This window comes from Arcanobacterium hippocoleae (assembly GCF_031456295.1).
In the GTDB taxonomy this organism is placed as follows: domain Bacteria; phylum Actinomycetota; class Actinomycetes; order Actinomycetales; family Actinomycetaceae; genus Arcanobacterium_A; species Arcanobacterium_A hippocoleae.
Genome location: NZ_JAVDUJ010000001.1, coordinates 1,349,040 through 1,374,623, shown reverse-complemented (window position 1 = coordinate 1,374,623; position 25,584 = coordinate 1,349,040). Strand labels below are relative to the sequence as shown.

At 47.7% G+C, this 25,584-nt stretch carries 20 protein-coding genes and 3 tRNA genes; 11 read left to right on the top strand and 12 right to left on the bottom strand.

Annotated features, from left to right (window positions below; genetic code table 11):
• Positions 1-13: 13 nt before the first annotated feature.
• Positions 14-2,668, bottom strand: a complete 2,655-nt coding sequence (locus J2S36_RS05830; RefSeq protein WP_309956451.1) for a hypothetical protein — start codon at positions 2,666-2,668, stop codon at positions 14-16.
• A gap of 177 nt (positions 2,669-2,845) precedes the next feature.
• Between J2S36_RS05830 and pheA the strand changes: the two genes are divergently transcribed.
• Entirely contained in the window at positions 2,846-3,973 is a 1,128-nt protein-coding gene (pheA, locus tag J2S36_RS05825; protein WP_309956448.1) for a prephenate dehydratase, read from the top strand.
• 42 nt (positions 3,974-4,015) lie between these two features.
• Here pheA and J2S36_RS05820 read toward each other — a convergent pair whose 3' ends face one another.
• Entirely contained in the window at positions 4,016-5,191 is a 1,176-nt protein-coding gene (locus J2S36_RS05820; RefSeq protein ID WP_309956446.1) for a diacylglycerol/lipid kinase family protein, read from the bottom strand.
• Between the two features lie 128 nt (positions 5,192-5,319).
• Here J2S36_RS05820 and serS point away from each other — a divergent pair, with 128 nt between their 5' ends.
• A complete protein-coding gene (gene serS / locus J2S36_RS05815; RefSeq protein WP_309956444.1) occupies positions 5,320-6,600 on the top strand; it encodes a serine--tRNA ligase in 1,281 nt (426 codons plus the stop codon).
• 121 nt (positions 6,601-6,721) lie between these two features.
• On the top strand, positions 6,722-7,645 hold the full coding sequence (locus tag J2S36_RS05810; protein WP_309956442.1) for an HAD family hydrolase: 924 nt from the start codon (positions 6,722-6,724) through the stop codon (positions 7,643-7,645).
• A 15-nt stretch (positions 7,646-7,660) separates the two neighbouring features.
• On the opposite strand, the gene J2S36_RS05805 is transcribed toward J2S36_RS05810, so the two are convergent.
• Positions 7,661-10,126, bottom strand: coding sequence for a hypothetical protein (locus J2S36_RS05805; protein WP_309956439.1), 2,466 nt, complete (start codon positions 10,124-10,126; stop codon positions 7,661-7,663).
• A 238-nt stretch (positions 10,127-10,364) separates the two neighbouring features.
• Between J2S36_RS05805 and J2S36_RS05800 the strand changes: the two genes are divergently transcribed.
• The 4 genes from J2S36_RS05800 to J2S36_RS05785 all read left to right on the top strand — a co-directional run bounded on the left by J2S36_RS05800 (position 10,365) and on the right by J2S36_RS05785 (position 12,389).
• Positions 10,365-10,452 (top strand) — tRNA-Ser (locus tag J2S36_RS05800).
• 155 nt (positions 10,453-10,607) lie between these two features.
• A tRNA-Ser gene (locus tag J2S36_RS05795) sits at positions 10,608-10,694 on the top strand.
• A 487-nt stretch (positions 10,695-11,181) separates the two neighbouring features.
• Positions 11,182-11,658, top strand: coding sequence for a DoxX family protein (locus J2S36_RS05790; RefSeq protein ID WP_309956437.1), 477 nt, complete (start codon positions 11,182-11,184; stop codon positions 11,656-11,658).
• A gap of 658 nt (positions 11,659-12,316) precedes the next feature.
• A tRNA-Arg gene (locus J2S36_RS05785) sits at positions 12,317-12,389 on the top strand.
• A gap of 444 nt (positions 12,390-12,833) precedes the next feature.
• Here the strand turns inward: J2S36_RS05785 and J2S36_RS05780 are convergent.
• Complete coding sequence (locus J2S36_RS05780) at positions 12,834-14,423, bottom strand: ATP-binding cassette domain-containing protein (protein ID WP_309956435.1); 1,590 nt, start codon at positions 14,421-14,423, stop codon at positions 12,834-12,836.
• Between the two features lie 295 nt (positions 14,424-14,718).
• Between J2S36_RS05780 and J2S36_RS05775 the strand changes: the two genes are divergently transcribed.
• The 3 genes from J2S36_RS05775 to J2S36_RS05765 all read left to right on the top strand — a co-directional run bounded on the left by J2S36_RS05775 (position 14,719) and on the right by J2S36_RS05765 (position 16,940).
• The gene (locus tag J2S36_RS05775; RefSeq protein WP_309956433.1) at positions 14,719-15,111 is read left to right on the top strand and encodes a rhodanese-like domain-containing protein; all 393 of its coding nucleotides are present in this window, start codon (positions 14,719-14,721) and stop codon (positions 15,109-15,111) included.
• Positions 15,112-15,174: 63 nt separating this feature from the next.
• Positions 15,175-15,483, top strand: coding sequence for an ACT domain-containing protein (locus J2S36_RS05770; protein WP_309956431.1), 309 nt, complete (start codon positions 15,175-15,177; stop codon positions 15,481-15,483).
• A gap of 95 nt (positions 15,484-15,578) precedes the next feature.
• The gene (locus tag J2S36_RS05765; RefSeq protein WP_309956429.1) at positions 15,579-16,940 is read left to right on the top strand and encodes a PFL family protein; all 1,362 of its coding nucleotides are present in this window, start codon (positions 15,579-15,581) and stop codon (positions 16,938-16,940) included.
• Between the two features lie 37 nt (positions 16,941-16,977).
• On the opposite strand, the gene J2S36_RS05760 is transcribed toward J2S36_RS05765, so the two are convergent.
• From J2S36_RS05760 to J2S36_RS05740, 5 genes are all read right to left on the bottom strand, one after another.
• Positions 16,978-17,529 carry a GNAT family N-acetyltransferase gene (locus J2S36_RS05760; protein ID WP_309956427.1) on the bottom strand — a complete coding sequence of 184 codons (552 nt, stop codon included), beginning with the start codon at positions 17,527-17,529 and terminating at the stop codon, positions 16,978-16,980.
• Positions 17,530-17,613: 84 nt separating this feature from the next.
• Positions 17,614-17,931 (bottom strand): hypothetical protein, encoded by a 318-nt coding sequence (locus J2S36_RS05755; protein ID WP_309956425.1) that lies wholly within the window; start codon positions 17,929-17,931, stop codon positions 17,614-17,616.
• On the bottom strand, positions 17,888-18,178 hold the full coding sequence (locus J2S36_RS05750) for a hypothetical protein (RefSeq protein ID WP_309956423.1): 291 nt from the start codon (positions 18,176-18,178) through the stop codon (positions 17,888-17,890). The genes J2S36_RS05755 and J2S36_RS05750 overlap by 44 nt, the downstream gene beginning before the upstream one ends.
• Positions 18,179-18,272: 94 nt before the next feature.
• Positions 18,273-19,586, bottom strand: a complete 1,314-nt coding sequence (locus J2S36_RS05745) for a class I SAM-dependent methyltransferase (protein ID WP_309956421.1) — start codon at positions 19,584-19,586, stop codon at positions 18,273-18,275.
• Positions 19,583-20,299 (bottom strand): TetR/AcrR family transcriptional regulator, encoded by a 717-nt coding sequence (locus tag J2S36_RS05740; protein WP_309956419.1) that lies wholly within the window; start codon positions 20,297-20,299, stop codon positions 19,583-19,585. Before J2S36_RS05740 ends, J2S36_RS05745 begins: the two co-directional genes overlap by 4 nt.
• A 285-nt stretch (positions 20,300-20,584) precedes the next feature.
• On the opposite strand from J2S36_RS05740, the gene J2S36_RS05735 reads away from it, so the two are divergent.
• Positions 20,585-21,955 carry a hypothetical protein gene (locus tag J2S36_RS05735; protein ID WP_309956417.1) on the top strand — a complete coding sequence of 457 codons (1,371 nt, stop codon included), beginning with the start codon at positions 20,585-20,587 and terminating at the stop codon, positions 21,953-21,955.
• Positions 21,956-22,167: 212 nt separating this feature from the next.
• Here the strand turns inward: J2S36_RS05735 and J2S36_RS05730 are convergent, their stop codons facing one another.
• From J2S36_RS05730 to J2S36_RS05720, 3 genes are all read right to left on the bottom strand, one after another.
• Positions 22,168-23,445 carry a dicarboxylate/amino acid:cation symporter gene (locus J2S36_RS05730; RefSeq protein ID WP_309956416.1) on the bottom strand — a complete coding sequence of 426 codons (1,278 nt, stop codon included), beginning with the start codon at positions 23,443-23,445 and terminating at the stop codon, positions 22,168-22,170.
• Positions 23,446-23,625: 180 nt separating this feature from the next.
• A complete protein-coding gene (tgt, locus tag J2S36_RS05725) occupies positions 23,626-24,861 on the bottom strand; it encodes a tRNA guanosine(34) transglycosylase Tgt (RefSeq protein ID WP_309956414.1) in 1,236 nt (411 codons plus the stop codon).
• A gap of 14 nt (positions 24,862-24,875) precedes the next feature.
• Positions 24,876-25,526 carry a queuosine precursor transporter gene (locus J2S36_RS05720; protein ID WP_309957502.1) on the bottom strand — a complete coding sequence of 217 codons (651 nt, stop codon included), beginning with the start codon at positions 25,524-25,526 and terminating at the stop codon, positions 24,876-24,878.
• Between the last annotated feature and the right edge of the window lie 58 nt (positions 25,527-25,584).

Here is a 25,584-nt window from a genome sequence, read left to right as displayed (position 1 = left end):
GAAACTGTAGTGATTACGCTTCGGTTGCAGAATTTGGCTGCTGCCAATCCAATAGTGTGCCGAAAGCGAGCGCAAAACCCAGCGGGAGCCCGTAAACCAGTCCGATAAAAGGTAGCAATAATCCCGAATCATTGATCGCTAAACCAAATATCAGCAGCATCAAAATCGCTATCTGGCAGGCCAGGAAATCAGCCGGCAAAACTACCTTCCCAGCGATCGTCAAATCCTGTGCATGAAACACCGTCCGCACCCGACTAAAATGCCGCAGCTTCCAGATTCCACATACCGCGAAGAAAATCACGAGCAGCCAAACGATACCCGACACATCAGTGAACCATCCCGCAAGTTTCCGAGAAACCACCGGAAAGAAATCTCCTTGCAAAACCGATTCAATAAATTTCCCTAAATGTGTACGTTTCCTCGCCGGGCGGAGCCAATCAAGAATTGCAATCCCGACGGTACTGGCCAAACCAAGTAGCAGAAAAACGAAAACTGAACGCCGATTCAAACGCCGCCCCAAATGCAGCAGCAACAATACCAGGAAAGCACAGATCATCGCCGGCGGCCCACCGAAATCTGCACCCAGCATTGGGGAACCATCTACATAGACTGCGAGTGCAAGCATGACCGTCACGAATAAATATCGGTAAGTGTTTGCGGCACTTGCGATGCGCATCAGGTGCAATCCGAAAGCCGTCAGAATCAACATTGAGAGTGCAAAAATGACGAATGCGGAATTCCCAAATCCATAGAATCTTCCAGCATGCTGCGCTTGCACTCCAAATATTGACGAGAAGTGCAAGTATGATCCGCCAATCACGTCAAGCGTGAGAGTGAGCACGGTGATCAAAGCAATCAATGCTACCGCAATCGTACTTGGCGCAATTTCCGGGATAGCTGTTGTGATCCGCCAAACTGTGCTCATCTTCCGGGAAATCTGCCAGATGCTTTGCGCAATCACCCAAGCCAGGAACAAGATCAGGAAGAGTGAAGTGAATGCGGAAAACGGCAAATACCACCAGGAAAATAGATTGATCAAGAATGATGACACTGGGATCGCACCGCAAGTGAGAAGCAAAATGTGGACGAAAGGAGCAGCAGCAAATGCCTCAAATCGCAGCTTTCCCAATCCTCGCGGTGCAGTAGGCGTTTCACGATCGGGGTCTGTAATTATCGGCGAAAGCGCTCCTTCCCGTCGGCGCAGGATCAGCACCGCAAGAATACTTAAAATAACTACAAGCACGGAGAAAGCTACGAAGGCAAATCCGAGCGATGAACGCACCGCCTCAGCTCTAATGCCGGTTTCGATCACTTTTGCGATTTGGCTGCCGGGCGTATTTTTTCCGAGATAATTCGTGATCGGAGCGCCAACAGCATTTTTTAGATCGACTTCCATGCCGTTGGCATTTTGGCTGTTTGCATTAGCAGCCAGCGTTGGCAATAAATCCGTACTTTGCACTACGCCAGCGATCCGCGTCGAATTTGTGAATGCGAGTTCGCTGCTATCGATCGCAGCACCGCTTTTGATCGCAGCAGAATTTGGCAGACTGGCTTGTTGAGCTACTGGCAGATCCGGTATATCCGCTAAATCTGCTGAAAAATAAGCTTGCATTTTCGCGCCAGTGCGATCAGCTTCTCCAAGTGAAGCGAAAATTATTTGTGTCCGGCGAATTTTCCCGGTGCTCAGAGAAAAATCATCATCTTGACGGCGCAATTCGTCAAGCACCAGCGCAAAACGTCGATCAATCTGCGCTACATCATTAGCAAGTGCCGCGCCAGGCGAAGCAGGCGGGTGAAAAGATGCACTCAGCGCGCTCGCGCTTTGCGGATCTTTTTTACCATGCGCAGCAAGCGGCGCATCATTGCGTGCCGCACCAAGATCTGCGATGACCATTTGCGCATCAGCCAGTTTCGCAAGGGCATTTTGCAATTGCACCACATCCGAGTTGCGCTTGCCTACTGCATTATCAGCGGCAGTAACAAGCCGAGCTTTACCAGCTTGCACCGGAGCAAGCTGGAAATACTGCACTTTCGTTTGCTGCATGCCAGTTTTTAAGTTTGCTCCAGCCATCCCAGATTTTAGCTGTATCGCGGAATCTCCGATATTTCCAGACTCATTTCCCATCGCGAGCGCAGCGCCTGCCCCAATCACCCCGATTTGCTGCGAGTTTGCAGCTAATACCTGCGCTAAGTTACCAAATTTCGGTTGATATTTATTCCCGTCATTTGCCACAAGATATTGCTCCCAATCAGCGATCTGCCAGGTGCGATGATTTGCTTTGATGATTGGCAAATGACGGCATTGTTCATCAGCTTGCGCTAACCCAATCGTGCGCACTCCAGTATTCAAAGTAAGCCACCCTGAATCAGGGCATGTTGTATCGGCTTGTACCTTCACCACTAAATTCGCTACTTTTGCCTGCTCAGAGGTGGCGGCACGAAGTAAGTTTGGAGCTGTTGCGGGATTCACAAGATCCCAACTCACACCCGTCGTACCAAGAAATATCGTGCGTTGTGCCGCTGGATTTCCAGGATTGCCAACATCTGCTTGCAGCTGTTTATCGAGAAAAGCGATCCGGAAAAGACTCAACAACACTACAGCAAACAAAACGCACAGACTAAGCATCAGCATGATCCTTGCCATTCGCTGCTGCATCGTTGCTTTCATCTTCTCACTCTCTGATTTATTTTCACCTAATGGGTGCTTGCGCCACTGTTCGCAAAATAGTTTTACACTTATTATCTAGCACAAGGCGTAATTCCTTCTAATGAAAGCGCCTGGTTTCTGCCATTAGCGGTGCTGATCGGCACGATTCGCGCCAATTCACATACAGGAGCTTTAATTATGGGGAAAAATCCGCAGCATCTGGGGGATCACGATGCTTCTTTTGCAAATCCGGATGGGCGGCTGCAGCGTTATGCTTTCCTTGGGCCGCGGGGCACATTTTGCCAACAAGCCTTGAATCAGGTGGCTGCGGAAAATACTGCGCTCCATATTCCAGCCCTTGATGCACCGCGGGCTATTGATCTGGTACGGCAGGGGAAAGCGGATTATGCCGTCGTACCAATCGAAAATTCAGTGGAAGGCGGGATCAACGCTACTCTTGATGCACTCGGGAAAGATGCGCGCTTAGTGATCACTGGCGAAGTTATTGTGCCGATCAGTTTCGTGCTTGCGGTAAAAGACGGCACGCACCTGAGCGATATTCGCCGCATTTCTACGCATAATGCGGCATGGACTCAATGCCGTGATTGGATCATGGCAAATCTTCCCGCAGTGGAATATCTTCCTGCTGCATCTACGGCAGCAGGAGCAGCACATTTAATGGAAAGCGATGCGCCCGGCTATGAGGCTACACTTGTCTCACCACTTGCCGCAAAGCAATATGGATTGACGGTTTTGCGTGATGATGTAGCCGATAATCCAGATGCACAAACACGCTTCGTAGTGATTGGCAAAGCCGGCGAAATTCCGTCGCCCACTGGAAAGGATAAAACGACCCTCTTAGTGCAGCTCCCTACTGATGCTGCAGGAGCATTGCTGCAACTGCTTACGCAATTTGCTGCGCTTGGGATCAATCTTTCACGAATCGAATCACGCCCGGTAGGTGATGCGCTCGGGCGCTACGCTTTTTCGATCGACGCTATCGGCCATATTGCTGAGCAGCGGATGCGAGCCGTCCTTGCGGGATTGCATCGCGTCAGCCCAAAGGTAACTTTCCTCGGATCGTATCCGGCAGCGCCGATACCTGCCACCGCGCGATCTGCGCAACGAAATCCGCTCCCAGAGCATCACTCTCATCATGCTGCTGGCAGTCATGCTCAAGATCCGGCTGCTGCTAATGGAACCACTCCAAAGGAACACAGCTTACACAAACTCACGGCAAACCAGCCCACACCAGGCACAAGGGATGCAGATTTTTATGCCGCAAACGCCTGGGTGGAAAGTTTGCTCGGGAAGCAGTTTAGCTAAAATTTACGACGGCATTGCGTGCTGCGCACAGTTCAAATTTCATTATTTGCGTACCCGCACATGCAAAGCGCCAGGATCAAGCGAGACGGAAAGCTTATTTGTATAGCCGAGTACATCACCATCGATCTGCACGGCTTGCAGTGTGCCAGTATGCACTGTGCATGTGCGCACCCGCAGTGTATCCAAATCTCCCGCCACAGAATTTTCTGGAAGCCAGGAACGATCACGCACTCCCAGATTTTTCGCAAGCACCCTTCGCACTAAATCAACCCAGCCAAATACTCCGCCTTTAATATTTAAGACCGCCAATTCTAGCCAGGAATCTGAAGGGTCAACATTCGGATCAAGCACGATCCCGCCGGTGAGCTCACCGCAGTTCATCAACATCACCGAGCGCGCCTCAGTGTTAATCCGTTTGCCCGAATCGCCCAGGTGGATCGCTACATGCATCTTATCCGCAAAGAGATTTTTCATGCCGGCACTCACATAAGCAAGCCAGCCTACTTTATCTTTCAAGGATGAACTCGTCGAATCCATCACGTCAGCATCAAAACCCATCCCGCTGATCACAATGAATGCATATTTGCCAGGTTTGGCTAATTTCAGCTCTTCTTTACGTGCCCACTGCACTAGCCGTTCATCGTGTAGATTGTCGGCAATTTCAATCCACCCCACATCTATCGGCCGAGTACTTCCCGTCAGCGCAATTGAAGCCATATCACGCGGAGAATTAAGTGGCAGATCAAGATTCCGTGCAAGTAAATTTCCAGTACCGACGGGAAGCAAACCAAGTGGCGTATTCGTGCCTGCCAGCTCTTCTGCCACCGCACGCACAGTGCCATCACCGCCAGCTGCAATCACTACTGAAGCGCCAGCAGCAATGGCTTTCCGGGTTTGCCCTGGGCCAGGATCTTCAGCAGTAGTTTCCAGCCAGACTGGCTCTGGAAGGGAAGCTGCTACCGATGCTTCCAATAAATATTTTCGCAACTCTTCCCAATTGGCTTCTTTGGTTGGATTGTAAACCACGTATGCTGGTCCAGAATCTGGTTCTCCTACTGTTCCAAGGATGCTTTGCAAAGTTGTTGGAGAAATATTTCGGATCACTTTTCGCAGATGCTTATGGGCGCGCTTCATCCGTCGCAAAATCAGAAAGCAGAGAAACAAAGCTGCGCTTGCTGCTATCAATGCCAAAATGGCTACAATCGAATCCCAATTCATGCTTCCATGCTAACCCATCGGCTTCGCAATCGCGCGGCAACAAGCAGTTGAATAACGAAATCGCCATGCGGTAACCAAAACTTGAAATTAATTCGCATAACATTGCAGATACGGCATATCCTAGAGGCATGATCGATATTCGTTTTATCCGGGAAAATCCAGAAATTGTGCGCGCCTCGCAGCGTGCACGCGGTGCAGATGAAAATCTTGTTGCAGAAATCTTGGCAGCTGATGAAAAGCGCCGTCAATCTCTGCAAGCTTTTGAAGATAAGCGTGCAGAGCAAAAAGCGCTCTCTCGTGAGATCGGAAAGGCCGCTAAAGAAGATCGGCCAGCAGTACTTGCAAAAGCAAAAGCACTCTCTGATGAAGTGAAATCGCTTGAGACGGCTTCTGGAGAAGCAGCTGAAGCTTTCAACACTGCGATGTATAAGCTGCCAAATATCATTGTTGCCGGCGTACCGTCAGGCGGCGAAGACGATTACACTGTGCTGAAGCAGGTCGGGAAGATTCGTGATTTTGCTGCCGAAGGCTTTACCCCGAAAGATCACCTCGATGTGGCAGAGGGAATCGACGGTGTTGATATGGCACGCGGCACGAAAGTGGCTGGCTCGCGCTTCTATTATCTGAAAGGTATTGGCGCACGGCTAGAACTTGCTTTGCTGACGGCTGCGGTGGATCAGGCTGAAAGCTACGGTTTTACCATGCTCACCACTCCCACTCTTGTAAATCCGGAGATCATGGGCGGCACTGGATTCCTGGGTGCGCATGCAGACGAAATTTATTACCTGCCAGCTGACGATCTTTATCTCACCGGCACTTCTGAGGTGGCGCTCGCCGGATACCATAAAGATGAAATCATTGATCTTGCTAACGGGCCAAAACGCTACACTGGCTGGAGCACCTGCTATCGGCGTGAAGCTGGATCTTATGGCAAGGATACGCGCGGGATCATTCGCGTACATCAGTTTAATAAGGTCGAAATGTTTTCGTATTGCGACCCAGCAGACGCAGTGGAAGAGCATCAGCGTTTCCTCGCTTGGGAAGAAGAAATGATTGCGAAAGCTGAATTGCCGTACCGGGTAATCAATACCGCTGCGGGTGATCTTGGATCATCGGCGGCGCAAAAGTTTGATTGCGAAGCCTGGCTGCCAACGCAAAATCGGTTCATGGAAGTTACTTCCACCTCGAATTGCACTACATTCCAGGCGCGACGGCTGAATATCCGGCATCGCTCTGAAATTGGTACTACTCCTGTAGCTACCCTCAATGGCACGCTTGCTACTACCCGTTGGTTGGTGGCAATGTTTGAAAATCACCAGCAGCCTGACGGTTCACTTTATATCCCGCAGGCGTTGCGGCCCTACCTGGGTGGCAAAGAAGTTATCGCGCCGGTAGCTGCTGCAAAATAACTGCCGGTGAGCGTGTGAATCTGGGCGGGATTGCGGTTGCTTCCAGTTTGCTGTTTTGTTTGCTGTAGAAGTTTTCGCAATTCCGGTCAAATAAGCTAATAACGAGTGAAGTAGGGGCAATTTGGCTGATCTGAAAATCTGGCATGAAGCAGTAGCGGAGGCGCGCCTGCATGGTTTGCCTGCTGCCGGGTCGCAGCTTTTTATTGCGCTCGATATTGACGGTACGCTGCTCCGTCATGATACTTCTGTTTCGCCACGGATCGTGGCAGCAATCCAGGCACACCTCACTGCCGGTACGCATATTGTGATCTGCACTGGGCGGGGGATTTCTGGCGCGCAGATCGCGATGCAAGATTTAGGGATCAATAGTGGCTATGCGGTATGTGCTAATGGGGCAATAATCGTTACCGTCGGGGATGGAAATGATGACGTGAGCAGCGCTGGGTTAAAACATGAAACAGTGCCACTTTCAAGCAACGTTAGTTTACCTACTCCGACGGTGCGTTTGCTTACTTCGCATACTTTTGATCCGCGAAAAGAGATCGAGCTTATTTCCCAGGCATTGCCACAAGCATTAATTTCAGTGGAATCTGTGCAGGATGTACGGCGTGTGAATCGCGAATTTCCTGCCGGTGAGATGACGGGAAAGTTCCAGGTATTGCCAGTATCTGAACTTGCTCACCCGTACTGCACTCGACTCACTATCCGCACCCCTGACTTATCTGGGGAAGAACTGCTAGCACGGATTGACGCGCTTGGATTACATGCGGTGGAATACGCGATTGGCTGGTCTGCCTGGATGGATATCAGCCCGAAAGGTGTTACGAAAGCTACCGGGCTTGCTGATGTGCTCGGCTATCTGAATTTGCCACGTGAGCATACTGTGGCAATTGGCGATTCCGGGAATGATTGCGAAATGCTCGCATGGGCACAGCTCGGAGTGGCGATGGGAAATGCGCCGGAATATGTGCGTGCCCACGCAAATGCAATTACTGAAGACGTAGATCACGACGGTGCAGCGCTCGTGCTTGCAGCTTTGCTTTAAGTTTTTGTAATAAATTCACGAATGTTTTTTCGAAAATAAGTGGCGCATATGCGATTCGTCTTCACGATTTCGCGCAAGAGTGCCTGTTAGTAACGCAAAAATTGCGGGCACTCCAATATATAGTCCTTCTTTAATCATGATTGCACCAGAATCGTTGATTGGTACAGCAATCAGGATGCCAGCCGTGATTCCAATAATTAATGGAATGGTTGCAGGCAGTGAAATCATTTCACGGATAGTTGCGAAATGTTCTCCGCTGAGCTGATTCAATTTCCGTGCTGCGAATATGCTTAACAGCGTGATCACAATGACCACTGCAATCAGCCAAAGCAAATCTGGCCGTCCGAAAAATGAACGCGTAACATCGCGAATTTTTCCTCCAATGAGGGCAAATGATTCTGCCGAGCCAAGGCTTTGCCAGAATTTACCAATATGAGAATTTGCGTTTCCACGTGCATCAACAAAGCCAACTATTCCCATTATGGTTACGGAAAGCAAGATCCACACTAGCCCATGCCACCAGCGTAAACGTAAACCGGCTAATAAAATTGCAGCGATTCCGAAGCTGGCAATGATTCCTGGCGGGCCGCCAAAATCTGCTCCCCAACTTGGCATGGCGTCTACCGCTAAGGTAAATAATCCGATTAACACTACTATTAGTGCGATTTTTTTCCTTTGCTGCGGCGATATTCGTGATCTTGCAGGTGCCGTTGATGCACTTTCCCGAATATCAGAGTTGGATGCAGCAAACTTATCCGTCATTTTGCTAATCGAAGTTATTTTTGCCCCTAAAATCTGATAAATAATTGGCAAAGTGGCAAGCAGGCCGGCAATAATCAAAATTAGATAAGTCCGATTTGAAATACCGTAGTATCGACGCGAAGTTAGCACTAGCGAGCCCATGAAGCCGTTGCGTTGATGTAGGGAACCAGCAATAATATCGCTGCTGAGCACAAGGAATGCGATTGCAGCGATTATTCCTACTGGGTGTTTTGAAAATTGCGCCAGCCCAGTAAGTAAACCGGCTAAGAAGATTGTGAAACCTATTCCAAATAGATTTGCCCATTCTGGAGTATCAAATCTCGGAATGACTGCAAGTTTCCACCACGGGAAAAAATTTAGAATTAAGGCTGCAGGCACAAAAGCAAACACAAAGGTATTTCCCAATTCTAAGATCCGCCAACAAATTCGCGGAGCACCCCATTTTTTACCGGCAGCTGCTGGCCGGAGAAAAAATAATATTAAAGTAAGCGCAATAAATATGGCTGCAAGTAAATTAAATATTTGATACCAGTTTGCAGTGGTGGTTTTTACTACATAGGCGTGGTCTTCTACGTCTTTTATGGTTTGTAATGCTTCGGCAAGAGAATTTTTTGAAATAATTTCTACTTCAGAGTAATCTCCAACAATAATTTCACGCACATTTGGAATTGTGATAAACCCAGTAGCACGCGTGGTAACAGAATAAATCACTCCAGGAGCAGTTGATATTGACGTATTTGAGCTGCCGCTATTTTGGTTCAGGTTCGAGTTCGTTGCAAAGAAATGTAACTGTGCGCTACGCGAACGATCTCCTAAAGAGGCAATCACTACGCGGCGGGGATTTTTGCTGCGCTCGTTAGCGCGTAACACGTTGCTGAGCTCGTTTTGGATTTGCGCAATACGAGGAGCAGTGTTTAAGAGTAGCGAATCCCCGTTTACACCGCCAATATCAACCAGCACATTATTTTGTGCGTGATTTAGTATTTGTATTAGACGATCTTGGGTAACCGTATTAGAGCGCGGGATATCAACTGCGGGATATGGATACCAGTTATTTACTTCGCCGTCGCTATTGGCAAGCGGCAGGGCAGCATTTCTGCCAACTCCCACAGTATCGGCAGGGAAAGGTGATTCTTTTTGCCATTTTGTATTGGCGATATGATTTGAAAACTCAGAAATATGCACTTTTTGCGGTGCAGTAAAATCACCGTCTTTTAATATTGACGGTTCTTCTGTAAAAATGACCGGATTACATTCCACAGTATTGGGATTTAACGGAGTCGGGGGCGATACTCGGTCAAATACGTCTCCATTAACACGCAGTGACATCCATCCTTCTTCTGCACATGTCCGCGGGTTCACGGTGCGTGGCGAAAGAGCTGCGAAGGAATAGTTTGCAAGGTTTTCTTTTAAGTTCGGATTTGTGAAATCTAAGTCGGAAAAGTCAATTCCAGCAGTGCCGATAAAAAGCACACCATCTGGATTTCGTTTTGTGTTTTTTTGTTGCTGCGTATTGTTGGCTGCATTCAACGTGCCCCCGTATTGAATCGGAGATTTGGAAGTTTGCATATCAGCTGGGAGCACAGAATTTTGAGAAGTGGCAAAAGCAGAAGTGGCTGGTAGTAGAATGGACATCAAGATTAGTGCGAAAATCGTCAAAATAAAAAAGATGCGGGCAGTAAAGCCTGTTCGCAACACAAAATCTCGATTTTTCCACACATTTGCTCCTTATTTAAGATTTACACTAAATTCTAGTTTATTAGCCGTTGCGAACTATTCGTAGAAGCTAAAAGTGAAAATGTTGTGAGTGATTTTCACCCTTATTTCATTTTTCTAATAATTTATTTTTATCTTTTTAGTGATTTAGTTTAGAATCGAAAGGCGTAGTTGCGCCAGTGGTCATGTGTTAAATCATTTTCGGTTTCCCTTGAAAGTGGTTTTGCGCAAGCTGCTAAGAGGAGAGTTGTCAGAGCGGCCGAATGAGCTGGTCTTGAAAACCAGTATGTAGTAACCCTGCATCGGGGGTTCGAATCCCCCACTCTCCGCCGTTTTGTGTTAGTAGCTGGTCTTGCACCAGCTACTAACACAAAACACTTGAGTCTGCGGATTCGAATTTATTTTCAATATGCGTCAGCAAAGTTAGGTTTCTTATTTTGCTCTTGTCGTGTAACAATTGAATACGGATAAATTCAATATATAAGGAGACATGCCTGAGTGGCCGAAAGGGGCACCCTGCTAAGGTGTTAGTCGCAATCGCGGCTCGAGGGTTCGAATCCCTCTGTCTCCGCTGAAGTTTCTGCCAAGTAGCTTGTCTGCTTGGCAGAAACTTTTTGTGTTGTTTGGGGGATTTGAACCCGTGAGGGCTAAGCCGTGAAGAAAACACGTTAGTGTTTTTCGGCTTAGCGGTACCAGCCACGCTGGTACCGCACCAAGAATTTTTTAGAGCGAAAGCGAGAAAAAATTTTGGACTCCCCCCGCAATGTCGTTGGCGCAACTTTCGCAAGAAAGTTGCAAGCACTCTCCGCTACACACCCCGTCAGACCGTTTGTTTGGCGGGATGTTTCTTTTGTTTAAGCTGTTTTCTGGCTCGCCGCGCAGAGTAACAAAAACTGAAAAACTACGGCATTAGCAGGGAAAACAGCAACACAAAGTGGTATACGTCATAAATTACTTATGGCGGTTAGTTCCATATTCAACTACACTTTCAGCCAGTAGGAACTCACATATTTATAAATAAAAGTAAGAATAAAACAACAAACGAAAGGCGAGTCTACATGGCACACTCCCTGGAAATTAACCGCACCTCGAAACGGTTCGACATCGGACTGCTCTTACTCCGTGTATTCCCGCTCGTGATGATATTTCACGGATTCGCGAAACTCGCTCACTTTTCTGGATTTGCGAAAAGCTTGGAAAACTTCCCAGTATCCAGTGCAGCCCCAACCCTTTTTGCAGTACTGATTGTTGGCGGCGAGATTGTGCTCCCAATCCTGGTCGCAGTTGGATTCTTTACCAGAATCAGCGCGCTTCTTGAAACAGCTATGATGTTTGGTATCTGGCTATTTGTTCCAGTTATGGGCTTAATCAATTCCGGCGGCAGCCTTCTCGATGAAAACGGCGGTGTCGTTGGGGAAGGCTCGTTAATGTATCTTGCCCTTGCACTTCCGGTAATTTTCCTTGGCGCAGGCCGCTACTCTCTCGACTCCGCTCTTGCGAAAGGCGGAAACCCGTTCTTCGCCAGCCAGGTTTAATTACGTTTTGAGATTTTCGCCGGATGGCGAGCGGAAGCTAAAACTGATTGCCGAAGATTACACATCTCCAGCGATATTAATATCCGCTCCTTCGCGGTTTGCCTGCTTCGCGATTCGTCGTGAATCTGATTAACTTTAATAAAAACGAGTCCTTTCAGCATTTTCTTTGATCGGACTCGTTTTTCTATTCGTTTTTGCAGCGTACCATCTGAAATCGTCAGTTAAATCAGTCAGAATCACTTCCTTACATATTCGAGGCTGCAAAGAATATCCGGCTGCGCAGCTGTGTGAATGGTTGATCTAAAATCTTTGATCCGTCTTAGGGCAGGCATTCTTCAGGCTGGAAAACAAACTTAAAAGGTTAATCTGCTCAAATCCGCTAAGATGCTTGTTAATTACTTTCAGGTATTGAGCGCCCCCTCCAAAACACTTCGGTTTTCTTGACCGTAATTACACCAGAGAGCTGTGAAATCACAATAGTCACCAAGGTAACTGCAATAAAGGCTAGTGCCTGCTTCTAAACGCACCTGTACCGGCATGAAAATTAAGAGAAATTGAATCACTGCACGCAAAACACAGAGTGTGTCCACCGCCACGTAGATTCCATTGGCTTTTTTCACGTCGTTCGCTATAAACTTAATGAGTTCAAACGGAACATGCGCCGATAGCTCAATGGATAGAGCACTTGACTACGGATCAAGAGGTTGGGGGTTCGAGTCCCTTTCGGCGCGCACTTCGGCTCGATGGTTGACTTCATGTCCTGTCGAGCCGTTTTTTATATTTTAAACATTTCCGCGAACAATCGGGGCTAAGTACCAAAATGCGGGTCTAATGGCGGCGTGTCGTTAGAGGCTAAGCGTAGGCCAAGCGACAAAGTTCGCGAATCGCACGTAACTAGTGGCATAATCCGTATTATTTAACGTAACTGGCGGCGAAATCGGCGGTTTTCTGTAGCGACGGGAGAGCCGTCGTCACCTTACGCCTGTGACCAGCACAAACGCAAGCACTTCCGACGGAAAAAATCCTCGCCTAAGTTCTTGCCACCACTTACGTAAAGAAACCAACTTCCCGCCACCACTTACGCAATGAACCCGACTCCCCATCACCACTTACGTAACAAAAAAAATGAAAGAGCCGCAAAACCCAATTGCCAACCCCTCAAAAAAAATCCGTCATTAACTTTGATAGTTCTTTATATTGAAGGTTGAATCAAATCTCGATAGCAGGCTGGCGCTGGGTTCGTGGGTAATAACGATGACGATTTTGTCAGTAATACCTAGAATGTAATCAAATACCAGTTCACTGGTTTTCGGGTCTAAGTTAGTGCTTGGCTCGTCAAATATCAGCACATCGTAATCATTGATTAGGAATCGTGCCATATCGATGCGCTGTTTTTCACCTTGTGAAATCTGGTGCCGCGCACCTTCTTCAATTTTTTGGCTGCGCAGTTCAGTACTAATCTTTAACTGCGCGTAAAGTTCAACAGGAGCAGCGCAGTCGCGGTTTAGCGTAATATTATCTTCGACAGTTCCGGGGATGAAAAAATCATTTCGTTGAATATAGGCAATGCGGCTAAATAAATCAGCGGGCAAAAGCGTCTCTCGCCGGGCTTCATTGATGAGCACTTTTCCGGTGAAAAATCCCGGATCATAATATCCCATCAGAAGTTTCATCAATGTAGATTTGCCTGATCCCGATTCTCCGACGATCGCGTACCGCTTACCCTTTTCAAAGCGGTAGTTAAATCCAGAAACCAAGTTTCGTCCGCTTGGCAATGTAACTGCCACATCCTGATATTCAATCTTTTCCACACAAGTATTTAATGCTGCTCCCGACTCCTGCGGAACGGTCAAAAGCTCGTTAAAGGAATCGAAAATTTCACTTACCGTACCCATCAGGTTCTTCGAGTGCACGAATGACTGTACCGGATTGAAAACGTTATTCAACAGATTGATTGCAGCTATCAGCATTCCAATCGTTAAATCACCATAAATTACGAAATACACCCCAACCCCGAAACAGAAAAGCTGCGCTAAGAAGCTAACAAATATCCCGAAAGAATCAGCACTCCAGCTGGTGGCGTAATATCCGCGTCTGCTTGATTCAAATTCTTTATCTGTATCCAGGTAAACATGCTGAAAGTTTGGAAATAAACCCAAAAGTTTAATCTGCTCGAATCCTCTCAGATGATTGTTAATTACTTTGAGGTACTGAGCGTTCTTTTTCGAAAACACTTCAGTCTTTTTGGCCATGATTACACCAGGAAGCTGTGAAATCACAATAGTCACCAGGGTAACCGCGATAAAAGATAGCGCCAGCTTCCAGCTAATCCAAAAAATCAGGGAGATACTCACAATTGCGGAGGCCGCATCGGCAACCATGTTGCATTTCGGAACCAAATAGTTCTCGTGCAGGATGTCGAATTTCTTTGTAAAAATATTCAGATAATATTCATTCGGCTTTGACTCGTATTCACTCAGCCGAAGACGATTAATTCCCGCATAAAGTCCCGATTTAGTTTGGTTGATTACTCGATATGCATAAAATGCCCGCAAAGCATTGTAAGCCAGCGAGAATAAAAACCAGCACGCAATAATTCCTACACACACAAAAAGTTGATACAGCAGCGAGTTTTGATCTTGGCCAATCAAATCAACTAAACCGCCAAGCTTCAAGGCAAATACACCGAGCGCCGCGGCACAAAGCAATCCAACAAAACCGGTGAACAGAAAAAGCAGACGATTATCAGCAATTATAGATTTCATGGATTAATCTCCTTATTCTCCTTACCTGCCGAAATTTTCGGAAAGGATAACGCGCCGCACGTTGAAATATCACCCTCAAAACTACCTTCCGCTCTATTTCCAATGCACAACACATTCCACTACACGAGACACTCGTTATAGCTTTAATCAGCCCCGTTCTCCGATTCCGCCCGAATCACTAACATTCTTATGCTCTACATCTGCACAGCAGCATTGCCGATCACGCGCTTGTGCAATAAAGCAGTAAACTTTCACACGCGATTTTTAACGCAAGTTTTAGGTATATCCTTGTCTCATGTTGAACTATCTAAAAATTCACGCAAAAAACAATCCACAGCAGGAAACCGCGAAAAAATCTGATCACAGACTTGAAACCGAAGCCGCATCCGATGAGCTGAAAACTGGATATTCAGCAAACACCGCCCCAATACTGCTTGACGTGCGCACTCCTGCAGAATTTTCCGACGGACACCTTGCGGGTGCAATCAACATCGATTTCACCGCGCCTGATTTTCTGCAAAAACTCCAAAACTTCGATCCGCACGCGCACTACATTCTATATTGCCGTTCCGGAGGACGCGCCTCGGCTGCACTCTCCCAGATGACACAGCTTGGATTTCAAAACCTTAGCAATGCCCACGGATACTCGCAGGCTTCCCAGGATTTACAGATCCCAATAGTTAAATAACACTTCAAATAACCGTTTTGAACATTCACCCGCAAATCACTTTTCTTTAGGTAGAATTTTCTCATGATTGCTATTATCACCGTCACCGGAAACGACCATCCCGGCATCATCGCTGCCGTCACTACTGGTCTTGCAGAATTAAACGTAAATGTATTAGATCTTTCTCAGCAAATCATGGGCGGATACTTCACCATGATTTTACGTGTTGATACCGCAAATCAACGCATCTCCCACGAAGCTACCGCGCATAAGCCGCAAGAATGTGGTTCGATCACTGCCCTGCAAGAAAAGATGACGCTCGTCGGTGATGCACAAGGCGTACTGATTCGCGTGCAAAGTGAAGAAATTTTCCGCGCGGTCACACATATTTAACCACCAGCCCAATCTCTCAAATTTCAGTGCATTAATGCATTTGAGCACTTACACAATCCCGATCTCCGTCCGCATCAACTCGAATCGAAAGCACCATGGCCATTCTTGACTCCACACAAATTCTCGACACGATCGATATGGTCGAAAAATACCGCCTCGATATCCGCACCGTCACGATGGGAATTTCACTACTCGAATGTGCCCGTCCGACGATGGAAGAAACCGCGCATGTAGTGTACGAGCGTGTTACTAATCAAGCAAAACACCTGGTAGAAGTGTGTGACGGAATTTCCCGTGAGCTGGGAATGCCGATTGCGAATAAACGGATTTCCGTCACGCCAATCGCGCTCGTAACGGCCAGCGCACAAGGCGACCCAATTTTCGTGGCAAAAGCACTCGACAAGGCCGCAAAAGAGACTGGTGTAGATTTTATTGGCGGATATTCGGCACTCGTAGAAAAAGGAACGACGGCTTCCGATCAGCGGCTGATTGATTCAATCCCGCAGGCTCTCGCGGAAACCGACTTCATGTGTTCGTCGGTAAATATCGGATCTACCCGCGCCGGTATCAATATGGATGCTGTTGCCCGAATGGGTGAAGTAGTAAAAGAAGCAGCCGAGCTTACCGCAGACCGGAACGCTATCGGTGCCGCAAAACTCGTTGTCTTTGCAAATTCGGTAAGCGATAACCCATTCATGGCTGGCGCATATCACGGCGTGCAGGAACCTGATTGCGTGGTTTCGGTAGGCGTTTCCGGGCCGGGCGTAGTTGACCGCGCACTCGGCACGCTTGCGGGTGCCACACTGAATGAAGTTTCAGAAGCAATTAAAGGTGCAGCTTTCAAAATTACCCGCGCCGGGCAGCTGGTTGGCAAACTTGCATCCGAACGGCTTGGTGTACCGTTTGGAATCGTGGATCTTTCGCTCGCGCCAACGGCTGAAGTCGGCGATTCCGTCGCTCGGATTCTGGAGCATATGGGATTAGATCATGTTGGCACGCACGGCACCACGGCCGCACTCGCCTTGCTGAACGATGCAGTGAAGAAAGGCGGAATGATGGCTGCTTCCCGCGTGGGCGGGCTCTCTGGTTCTTTCATTCCCGTCTCGGAAGACGAAGGCATGATCGAGGCTGCAAGGCTTGGCGTACTTTCGATCGATAAACTTGAGGCAATGACGGCAATCTGCTCCGTCGGCCTGGATATGATTGCAGTGCCTGGCGATACTCCAGCTGCCACAATTTCGGGAATGATTGCTGACGAAGCAGCAATCGGAATGCAAAATTCAAAGACGACGGCAGTGCGGGTGATTCCAGTGCCCGGTAAAGGTGTTGGAGAAGAAGTGGATTTTGGCGGGTTGCTTGGGCGCGCACCGATCATGCCCGTAAATCAGGTTTCAAATGCTGGCTTTATCGGGCGCGGCGGGTTTATTCCAGCGCCGATTCATTCACTGAAGAACTGACGCCGGTACCGATTCTCCGATTTTCCAAGCGAAACAGTTAGTTGAGTTCCTTTTTGTAAATATAGGCAGTGCCATGTATTTCGCTTGGCACATCGCCGATTTGCGCATATCCGTACTTCTCGTAAAGTCCAATATGCTGAGTAAGGATATAGATTTCACGATTTTCCATCTCTTTTAGCTTTGCTTCAAGGAAGTTCACAATACGCTCCGATAAATGCTGGCCGCGATACTCTGGATTTACATAAATAAACGCAATCCAGGGAGAAAATTCTGGGATTTCGATAAAGTCCTGTTCCACTATCGCGCCAAAACCGGCAATCTTCCGTGCAGTTTCCGATTCTGAATTCCGGGCAGCACAAGCAGGTGCGCTATCAGAAGCGGATTTACTCTCAGTATCTTCCACGTCTGTGTTAGCAGTATCCTGATCAAGCAAAAAGAACAGCTGTGCACTCTGCCCAAAACGCTTATAAAACGTACCTGCCGTGAGATGTTTATGCAGCATCTCGCCAGCTTTCCATTCAATTTTCAGAAGAAAACCCAGTAAATCATCCTGCATTGCCGTCGGGTTAAATTCTATAAACTCCATCATCTGCATATTCTCCTCAGAATAAAGCGCGCTTCTTCCAGTCTGATTCTCAGCGCATTTTTCAGACTTTTCTGCCAATCTAGAACTTCATCGGCATAGTTTCACAATAGCTTTACACGCGACAGCAAACAAGCGGTTTTCACATGAGGCAAGACAATGCCGGAATCGATACTTTCCTTTTCCGTGTCCGGACACCGGATCAATGATTCCGTGCTCTGCCATTTCACGCAGCAGCGCAGAGCTTCTTGTTGGTTTCAGGCCAAGCACCCGCTGAACATCAGATCTTCCAAATGCTCTCGCCATGCCCAATACCTCTTGTAATACCTGAATATGAGAAGCGGTTTTTGCTGTGAAAACATCATCAATGTTCACTTTCTCCACTCCAATATTCGCTTTTTGAGTCAATGTTCGCTTTTTCCGGTTCTTTGAAAATGCCGTCGATATGCAATGTTCGGTTATGCAGCGGATGATTCTCGTTAAGCAGAAGATTACGAAGAAACAATTCAAGATATTCCGTAGTTTCGTGAACACCATTTTTCAGATCATTATAGTTTGCCCTAACGAGTGAATTCCGAAAATACCATGCGTTCTCAGCGAAAATATCATACGGCTCGGATTCTTTGATGTATTCCTTAAACGGGTCTTTATTCACTCCAGATCACCTCGCTGCTTTTGTCCATGCAAGAAACTCACCGCTTCACACTTATCGTCTTTTCGCTGCTTGACGGTACTTCACTTGGCTCAACCTAAGTTTGAGATAAGAGAACGACCGTCTCCACATGATTTGTATGCGGGAAAATATCGACAAGCTGCGCTTGATCAGCCTGGTATGCTGGCATCTGCGCAAGATCTGCAGCAAGCGATTCAGGATTGCATGAAGAATAAATAATTCTTGCAGCTCCCGAACGATTCAGCATCCGCGCAAGCTCTTTTCCAATCCCGCGGCGCGGCGGATTTACCACCACAATACTGGGCTGAGCGCCTTGCGCTAGCTGCTCACGCGCCCACTGCACGGCATCACCGGCAACAAACTCTGCTGGCAGATTTTGTTGCCGAGCAGATTTATTTGCAGCAGCTACCGCATGTTCCGATACTTCTACACCACGAACCAAGACCCTGGAAGCCAGGTTTTTTCTGCCTTTATCCGCTCCAGGATCAACCCCAGCTGCACCCTTCCCTGTTTCTGCTGCTTTTACCGCGACGGCAGCCGCGAGCGCGAAACCTCCCACGCCGCAATACAAATCCCAGATCTCGATTGGCTTATGCGACGCACTGCAAGTTCCAATCTCACCGTCGATATTCATCAGGTGCGCTGCAAGATAATCGTAAATCCAACCTGCTGCCCGCGCGTAAAGTGCCTGCGCCATCTGCGTATTCGTCTGGAAGAACGACTTCGGCTGCAAGGAAAGCAGCAGTTTTTCACTATGCGAATTGATCCCAACCGTAAGCGGCATTTGCAGCTCGTTCCGCTTACTTACGATAATTTCTTCCGCACCTTCAATGATCGCCTTCCGTTCCGGCTGCACGTTGATTGAGCAAACCCGTAACTGTGGCAGGTTCGCTTCCAGCCAAGAATAATATTTGAAGATAATTCCTCGCACTCCCCGACGGCGCACTACAAAACGCACCATCAATTCTCCGCGCGCAGATTCCGTCACAATAATAAATTTCAGCACACCCGTGTTTGTCTCAAAACGATACGGGGTGAGTTCGCAGCGGGTCACAAACTGCGCCAGCACTGGAATTGCCGCACGAATACCGGAAGTCGGTAAAGGGCACTCACGCAAATCTTGATTGGCAATTCCCAGTTTTGGTGCGGCCGCGCTCCCTGATACCACAAGTTTTACTTTATTCCGAAAACCGCTAATCTCTGATACCGCTGGATCACACCATGCACGTACTGGAAGCAGTTGGGAAACTCGCGCAGTTTTCTGTGCAACCTGATGCTGGTACGGAATTTCGATCAGCGTGCATGAACGGCATTCCCCGCGTTCATAGTATGTACACTGCAATACACCGCGAAAAGTATCTGTACCGTCATTGACGCAGGAATTTTTCACTGCAAACTCCCACCAGCTCCAAGCTCAGCAGCTCGCGCATTTTCTGGAAAAAGTCCGGCGATTGCCGCCTGTACCGAACTCACCACGGAAGAAAAATCAGAATGATGGTCAAGCAGTTTCATCCCTGCTTCAATCAGTGACCGGTTAATCTGCGCATTCACCATTGCCCGCGCTGGATCAATTTTCTGCCAGAGCGCAAAAATTTCCATGCCCAGATTTTTATGAAAATTTGCCACCGCAGGCGAAGCATATGGAGAGTTTGCCGCACTTTTCTTCACCTCAGCATCGTTTACCGCGCTTTTCCCGTGGTGCGGTGCATGCGAACTTGTCTCATCAGTATTTTTTCCGCGCATTCCCCCACGATGGCGCATTACCGAAATCAGCCAGGAATGCCCGGTAGTTTGCGCCATTTCCAGGCTGGCAAGTGCCAAATCGAGTACCTGCTTACGTGGATCATCACTGCGATTTACCCGTTTCTCTACCGAATTTACCCACAACGGCAAATATCGTTCTAATACCACCAGGCGCAAATCATCGATTGACCCTACGTAGCGATAGATTGAATTTCGCGCAATCCCGGCCGCTTTTGCCACTGATCCTGCCGTTAACGCTCCCGGGCCAGATTCTCGCAAAATCTTCTCTGCCGCATCTACTAATTTATTAAACATCTGCTCATGATGCTCTTTTACTGTGGCAGCCGATATTTTTGGCATCTTGCGAGCCTTCCTTTGATCTATTTTGCGACACTTGAATTATAAAGCCTAATCTTATGCAGAAATCCCACCTTAAGCACACACGGCATATTCAGAAAATGCGATTGTGTGCCGGATAACCGCAGATCCGCCAGAAACCGATTTTCCGTGTAAGTCTGTAAAGTTTTCCTGCAAATGCACAAATAAAGCATCGGGTTCCACCCGATTCCTGCTCGCACTCCTTTTCTACCAGCAGGATTTCATTTTAGATTGAGCCTTTCACGTAAACCTGCCAGAATTAAGTGCATGGATTTCATGGATTGGGCATTGAAAACTGCCGGGAACCATCCCCAGCTGCATCATAGTTTGGTGACGGCAAACGGAGATTGGCTTGAGATTTTATTGGCTGACGGGCGCACATTCCGTTTTCGTCCAAGTGCTTTGATCCAGGAAGATGCGCCACTTGCGGCTCGTACCGAAGCGCTGAATCGTTTGATTTCAGTCGGGATCAAAAACGCGCCCGAAATTTCTACAGCTCACACTTCCGCTTCCGAGATTGCTCCGCAAGACTCTACCGCCCCGAAATCAGCTTTCCCGCTCCAGGATCCACTGCCAGGCGACCCCGAAAATAACAGTGGCACCCTGAAACAAGCCGTCCTTCCTGATCCAGATTCAGCCGCCAATCCGTTGCCTACTCCACTTGCGGATGCCGTACTACTTCCGATCGTGCGCAATGCTGAAATTTTTCTCAATTCGCATCATCGCGATGATTCAATAGTGTATTTGCCGCTTACAGATTTCATTGCCGCCGGTATCGCATTAGATTTCCCAGATGAGATTCGCCCAATCTACTATTCACAAATCACTGCTGATAATCGGGAAGTAGGAGAACTGCTCGCAAATTCAGTACTTGAATTGCGGGGGATCACCGATTCGCTGAATGATTCATTAAAACTCGAAGTAATGAAAATTGCCGGTGCAGAAATAATTTCTTTTACTAATCCAGCCAACTACGAATCGTCGTGGTTTTGCGATCTGGAGATGCTGCAACAACTTGCACAGCAAATTTCTGCTGCGCACGACGGGGCACTCCCTTTGTTTGTACCCGCAGCTACTACAAAGTTTTATCTCATATTCGACACGGATCCACATTTAGCTGATTTTTTTCGTGAGCTTTTAGCTGGGCGTGAAGCGTCCCAGGCAATTTATCCGCTTCCGCATACTGTAGCTGCTGACGGGTGGCGCGAATGGATTCCGCTTCCCGGATCAGAGCTCTCCGAAATACTCGGCACACTCCGCGGCTTTTTCCGTGAAAAAATTTATGCCACGCAAGTAAAACAGCTGCTCACCTGGGGAGATTTTGGTGCGGTGAAAGATTTCCAGGCGAAAGTAATGCAAAACGGTGAACGCGTATCCAACACAAATTGGAGTGATGCAGACCATATTGGCTCAATCCCTGATACTGATTTTATTACTTTTGTGCGTGAGCCTTCCCCACACCCGTGGGAACCAAATAAAGCAGCAAAGTTTACAATTCGCGCATATATTGCACGCGAAATCTGGGCTGAAGGATTCCACCGCGATGAAAATATGTGGCCACCGCGCTGGATAGTTTCCGGATTCCCTGACGAAAGAAAATTTGCAGAGCTGCAATCCGCGAGCACCCGCGAGTTTTGATAAAAATTTTATATGCCGCGAGGCATAACTTTTCAGATCAGAATTTCTAAAATATATTTTCAAGCTGAGAGTTAGCGGCAAATATTTGCTCCCACGATTCGGTGATCTGGCAGTAAATATGCCGAAAAATAAAAATATTCCCTGCTGCGCTGCCCTCAGGCAAGTAATCCACAGCAGGGAATATTTTTCAAAAAACGTTAATTCGGTTCAGACTACGCCTCTTTCGAAGTAAGCTCGCGACCAGAGACAATATCTTCTGCCGCTTCCATTGCCGCACCCTTCTCTGTGCCAAGCGAACCTTTTGAAAGCGCATCGACGGCGATCGCAATCGCACCGTCACCGGTAACATTAGTTGCTGTACCAAACGAATCAGCAGCAACATACATTGCCACCATGATGCCATACATCGGATCTGTAAATCCGAGCATTCCCTGCAATACGCCTTGCGCAGCAGTGATTGCACCTCCCGGCACGCCAGGTGCAGCCACCATAATCACGCCGAGCATCATGATAAATCCAGCCATCGCACTCGGAGCTGGATTAATTCCCATCATGTATTGCAGTGCAATCGCAAAAGCGGTAATTTTGATCGTCGAACCAGCTAAATGGATTGTGGCACACAGCGGCACCACAAAATCAGCAATTTCACGATTCACACCATTGTTTACTGCGCAACGTTCCGTTACTGGAATCGTAGCTGCCGAGGAAGAAGTGCCAAGTGCCGTAAAATACGCATCTTTCATTCCCCAGAGTGCCTTTAACGGATTCTGCTTTGCCATGCTGCCAGCAATCGTATACTGCAAAAGTAGCATCACGACGGTAAGCACAAAGGAGAAAATGAAGATTTTTCCAAGTGCTACCAGCACTTGTGCGAACTGCCCAGATTTCGACATATTCATAAAAATACCGAGAATATGCAACGGAAGTAGTGGCACGATCGTCTTGAGAATCACTTTCATAATCAGGTCGCGTAATTCTCGGAAAATCGCCATCATCTTATCAGCGCGCACTGCAGCCATACCAAGACCAAGTACAATCGCCAAAATTAGTGCCGTCATCACACCGAACACTGGAGGCATCGCAAAGCTCGGATCCATGATCGAAGCTACAGCATTTTCCGGGGATGCTAGGTCCGGCACTTTTTGCCCCGACAACAGCCACGGGAAAAGTAACAAGGCGATCCCCCACGTACCGAAACCAGCCACCATGGTTGAGCCATAAGCAATTGCCACAGTCAGGAGGAGCCATTTTCCAGCAGAACGCCCAAGCTCAAAAATCGCCGGAGTTACCAGCCCGATAATGATCATCGGCACAACGAAACTCAAATATTTTCCGAAAACATCATTGAAAGTGGCAAATGGAACAATTGCCCAGGACGGTAAAAACTGGCCTAAAATTGCACCGACAATAATTGCAAGAAGCACCCAGAAAAGGAGTGTCTTCGACATTCGTTTCCACAGGCTTAGCTGTGGTTGCTGCGTGGTATTCATGTTCAGCTTCTTTCTGTGAAATTTACGCTCTCACTAATGCGTTAATTTACGTTCAGGCTAATCTGCACAAAGCATAAATCCACCAAGCGTCCACACTTCGGAACGAAAACTGCCAGAAAAATAAAGAAAAGTGACGAAAAGCAATATTTTCGTCACTTTCCGTGTAGAAAAACTACCTTGTTACTGCGTTCTTGTGCCGTAAAAACGCCCCAACATCTCAGCCTTAAATTCATCATATTCACCGGCTTCAATTGCGGCACGAATCTGGTCTACAAGCTGTACTGTAAAATACTCATTGTGAATCGTTGCCAGAGTATTTGCAATCATTTCTTTCGCTTTGAAAGTGTGATGTAAATACGCTTTCGAATAATGGGTGCATGTGTAACAATCACAGTCTTCCACAAGCGGTGAAAAATCGCGTTTAAACTCGGCGCGGGAAATATTGAATCTGCCGTCGGGAGAATAAATCGCGGCATTTCGTGCCACCCGCGAAGGATTTACACAGTCGAAAGTATCCGCACCTGCTTCAATTGCACGGAAAAAATCATCCGGTTCAGAAATTCCCAGCAGATGCCGTGCCCGCCCTTCCGGAAGCTCCTCACACACCCAGCCCACAATTGTGCCCAGATTTTCTTTTTCGAGTGCACCCCCAATACCGAAACCGTCAAATACTTGTCCGTCAATTTCCATTGCCCCAAGATCACGCGCCGCTTTCCGCCGCAAATCTTCATACTGCGCGCCTTGAATCACACCAAAAAGCTGCTGATATGGTTTGCCTTCACGCTCAACCGTAAGTTCTTGATGCGCACGAAGGCATCGCTCAGCCCATAACCGCGTCCGTTCAAGCGATTCTTCTTGGTATGCGCGCGAGTTGAGTAAGGTGGTGAGCTCATCAAAAGCAAAAATAATATCAGCACCGATTTCATGCTGGATCCGCATCGAAACTTCCGGCGTAAAGCGATGCTTCGAACCGTTCAAATGCGAACGGAACCACACACCGTCATCATCTACATTTGCCAGGCGTTCTTTGCCATGAGCTGTTGCATTATCAGCTACCGTCTTCCCTGAAAATTCTTCTGAGAGGACCTTCTTAAAACCTGATCCCAGACTCATGACCTGAAATCCACCCGAATCGGTATATGTTGGCCCCTGCCAGTTCATGAACTTTCCAAGCCCACCAGCTGCATCAAGAATTTCTGAACCAGGTTGCAAATAGAGATGGTACGCATTCGCTAATACCGCCTGCGCGCCAACAGCCTTTATGCTCTCTGGCAGCACGGATTTCACCGTCGCCTTCGTGCCAACCGGAATGAATGCCGGTGTGTGGATCTCCCCGTGAGGGGTATGGATTACTCCGGTACGGCCAAGGTGTTTGCCGTCTTTAGTTTCAAGTCTTTTGTTTATCGAAAAGCTCATACTCACCAAATTCGTTACTTATACTCAATTTCGTGGCGTTTCACCCACCGGATCACCAGATACGTGATTGGCAATAACACCACTTCCACACCAACTTTATAGAGGATCCCCACGATCGTGAGATTCAAAATCGTGCCAAATGATTCCACTCCAAGCCATGCTACAAGGCAGAAAATTACAGTATCTGCAAATTCACCAACAACCGTCGAACCGATCAGCCGCGCCCACATCTGCTTTTCGCCATATTTTTCTTTGATCCACACAAGCACATACGAATTTAGCAACTGCCCGACGATATAGCCAAGCAGTGAAGCTGCCACAAATCGCGGAACCACGCCGAGCACTGCGGCAAAAGATTTTTGATATTCAAGATCGACGGCTGGAGTTTGAATAATGATCCAAAAAACTAATGACGCAATAATGGAAATTGCAAAACCCATGAAAATAGCACGACGTGCCCGCCGAAAACCATACACTTCAGAAAGTACATCACCAATAATATAGGTGAGCGGAAAAAGGATCGCACCACCGTCAAATACTAACGGCCCAACTGCGATCAACTTTGTTGCACCAATATTTGAAAGTAAGAGAAAAGCTACAAAGCAGACGGCAAAAATATCGTACATTGACCGACGGCCACGAAGAGATTTGCGCACATCTCTCATTTCATGCAAAATTTGGCTATTTTCAGTGTTTAGAGACACAACTCATCCTTTCGGTGGA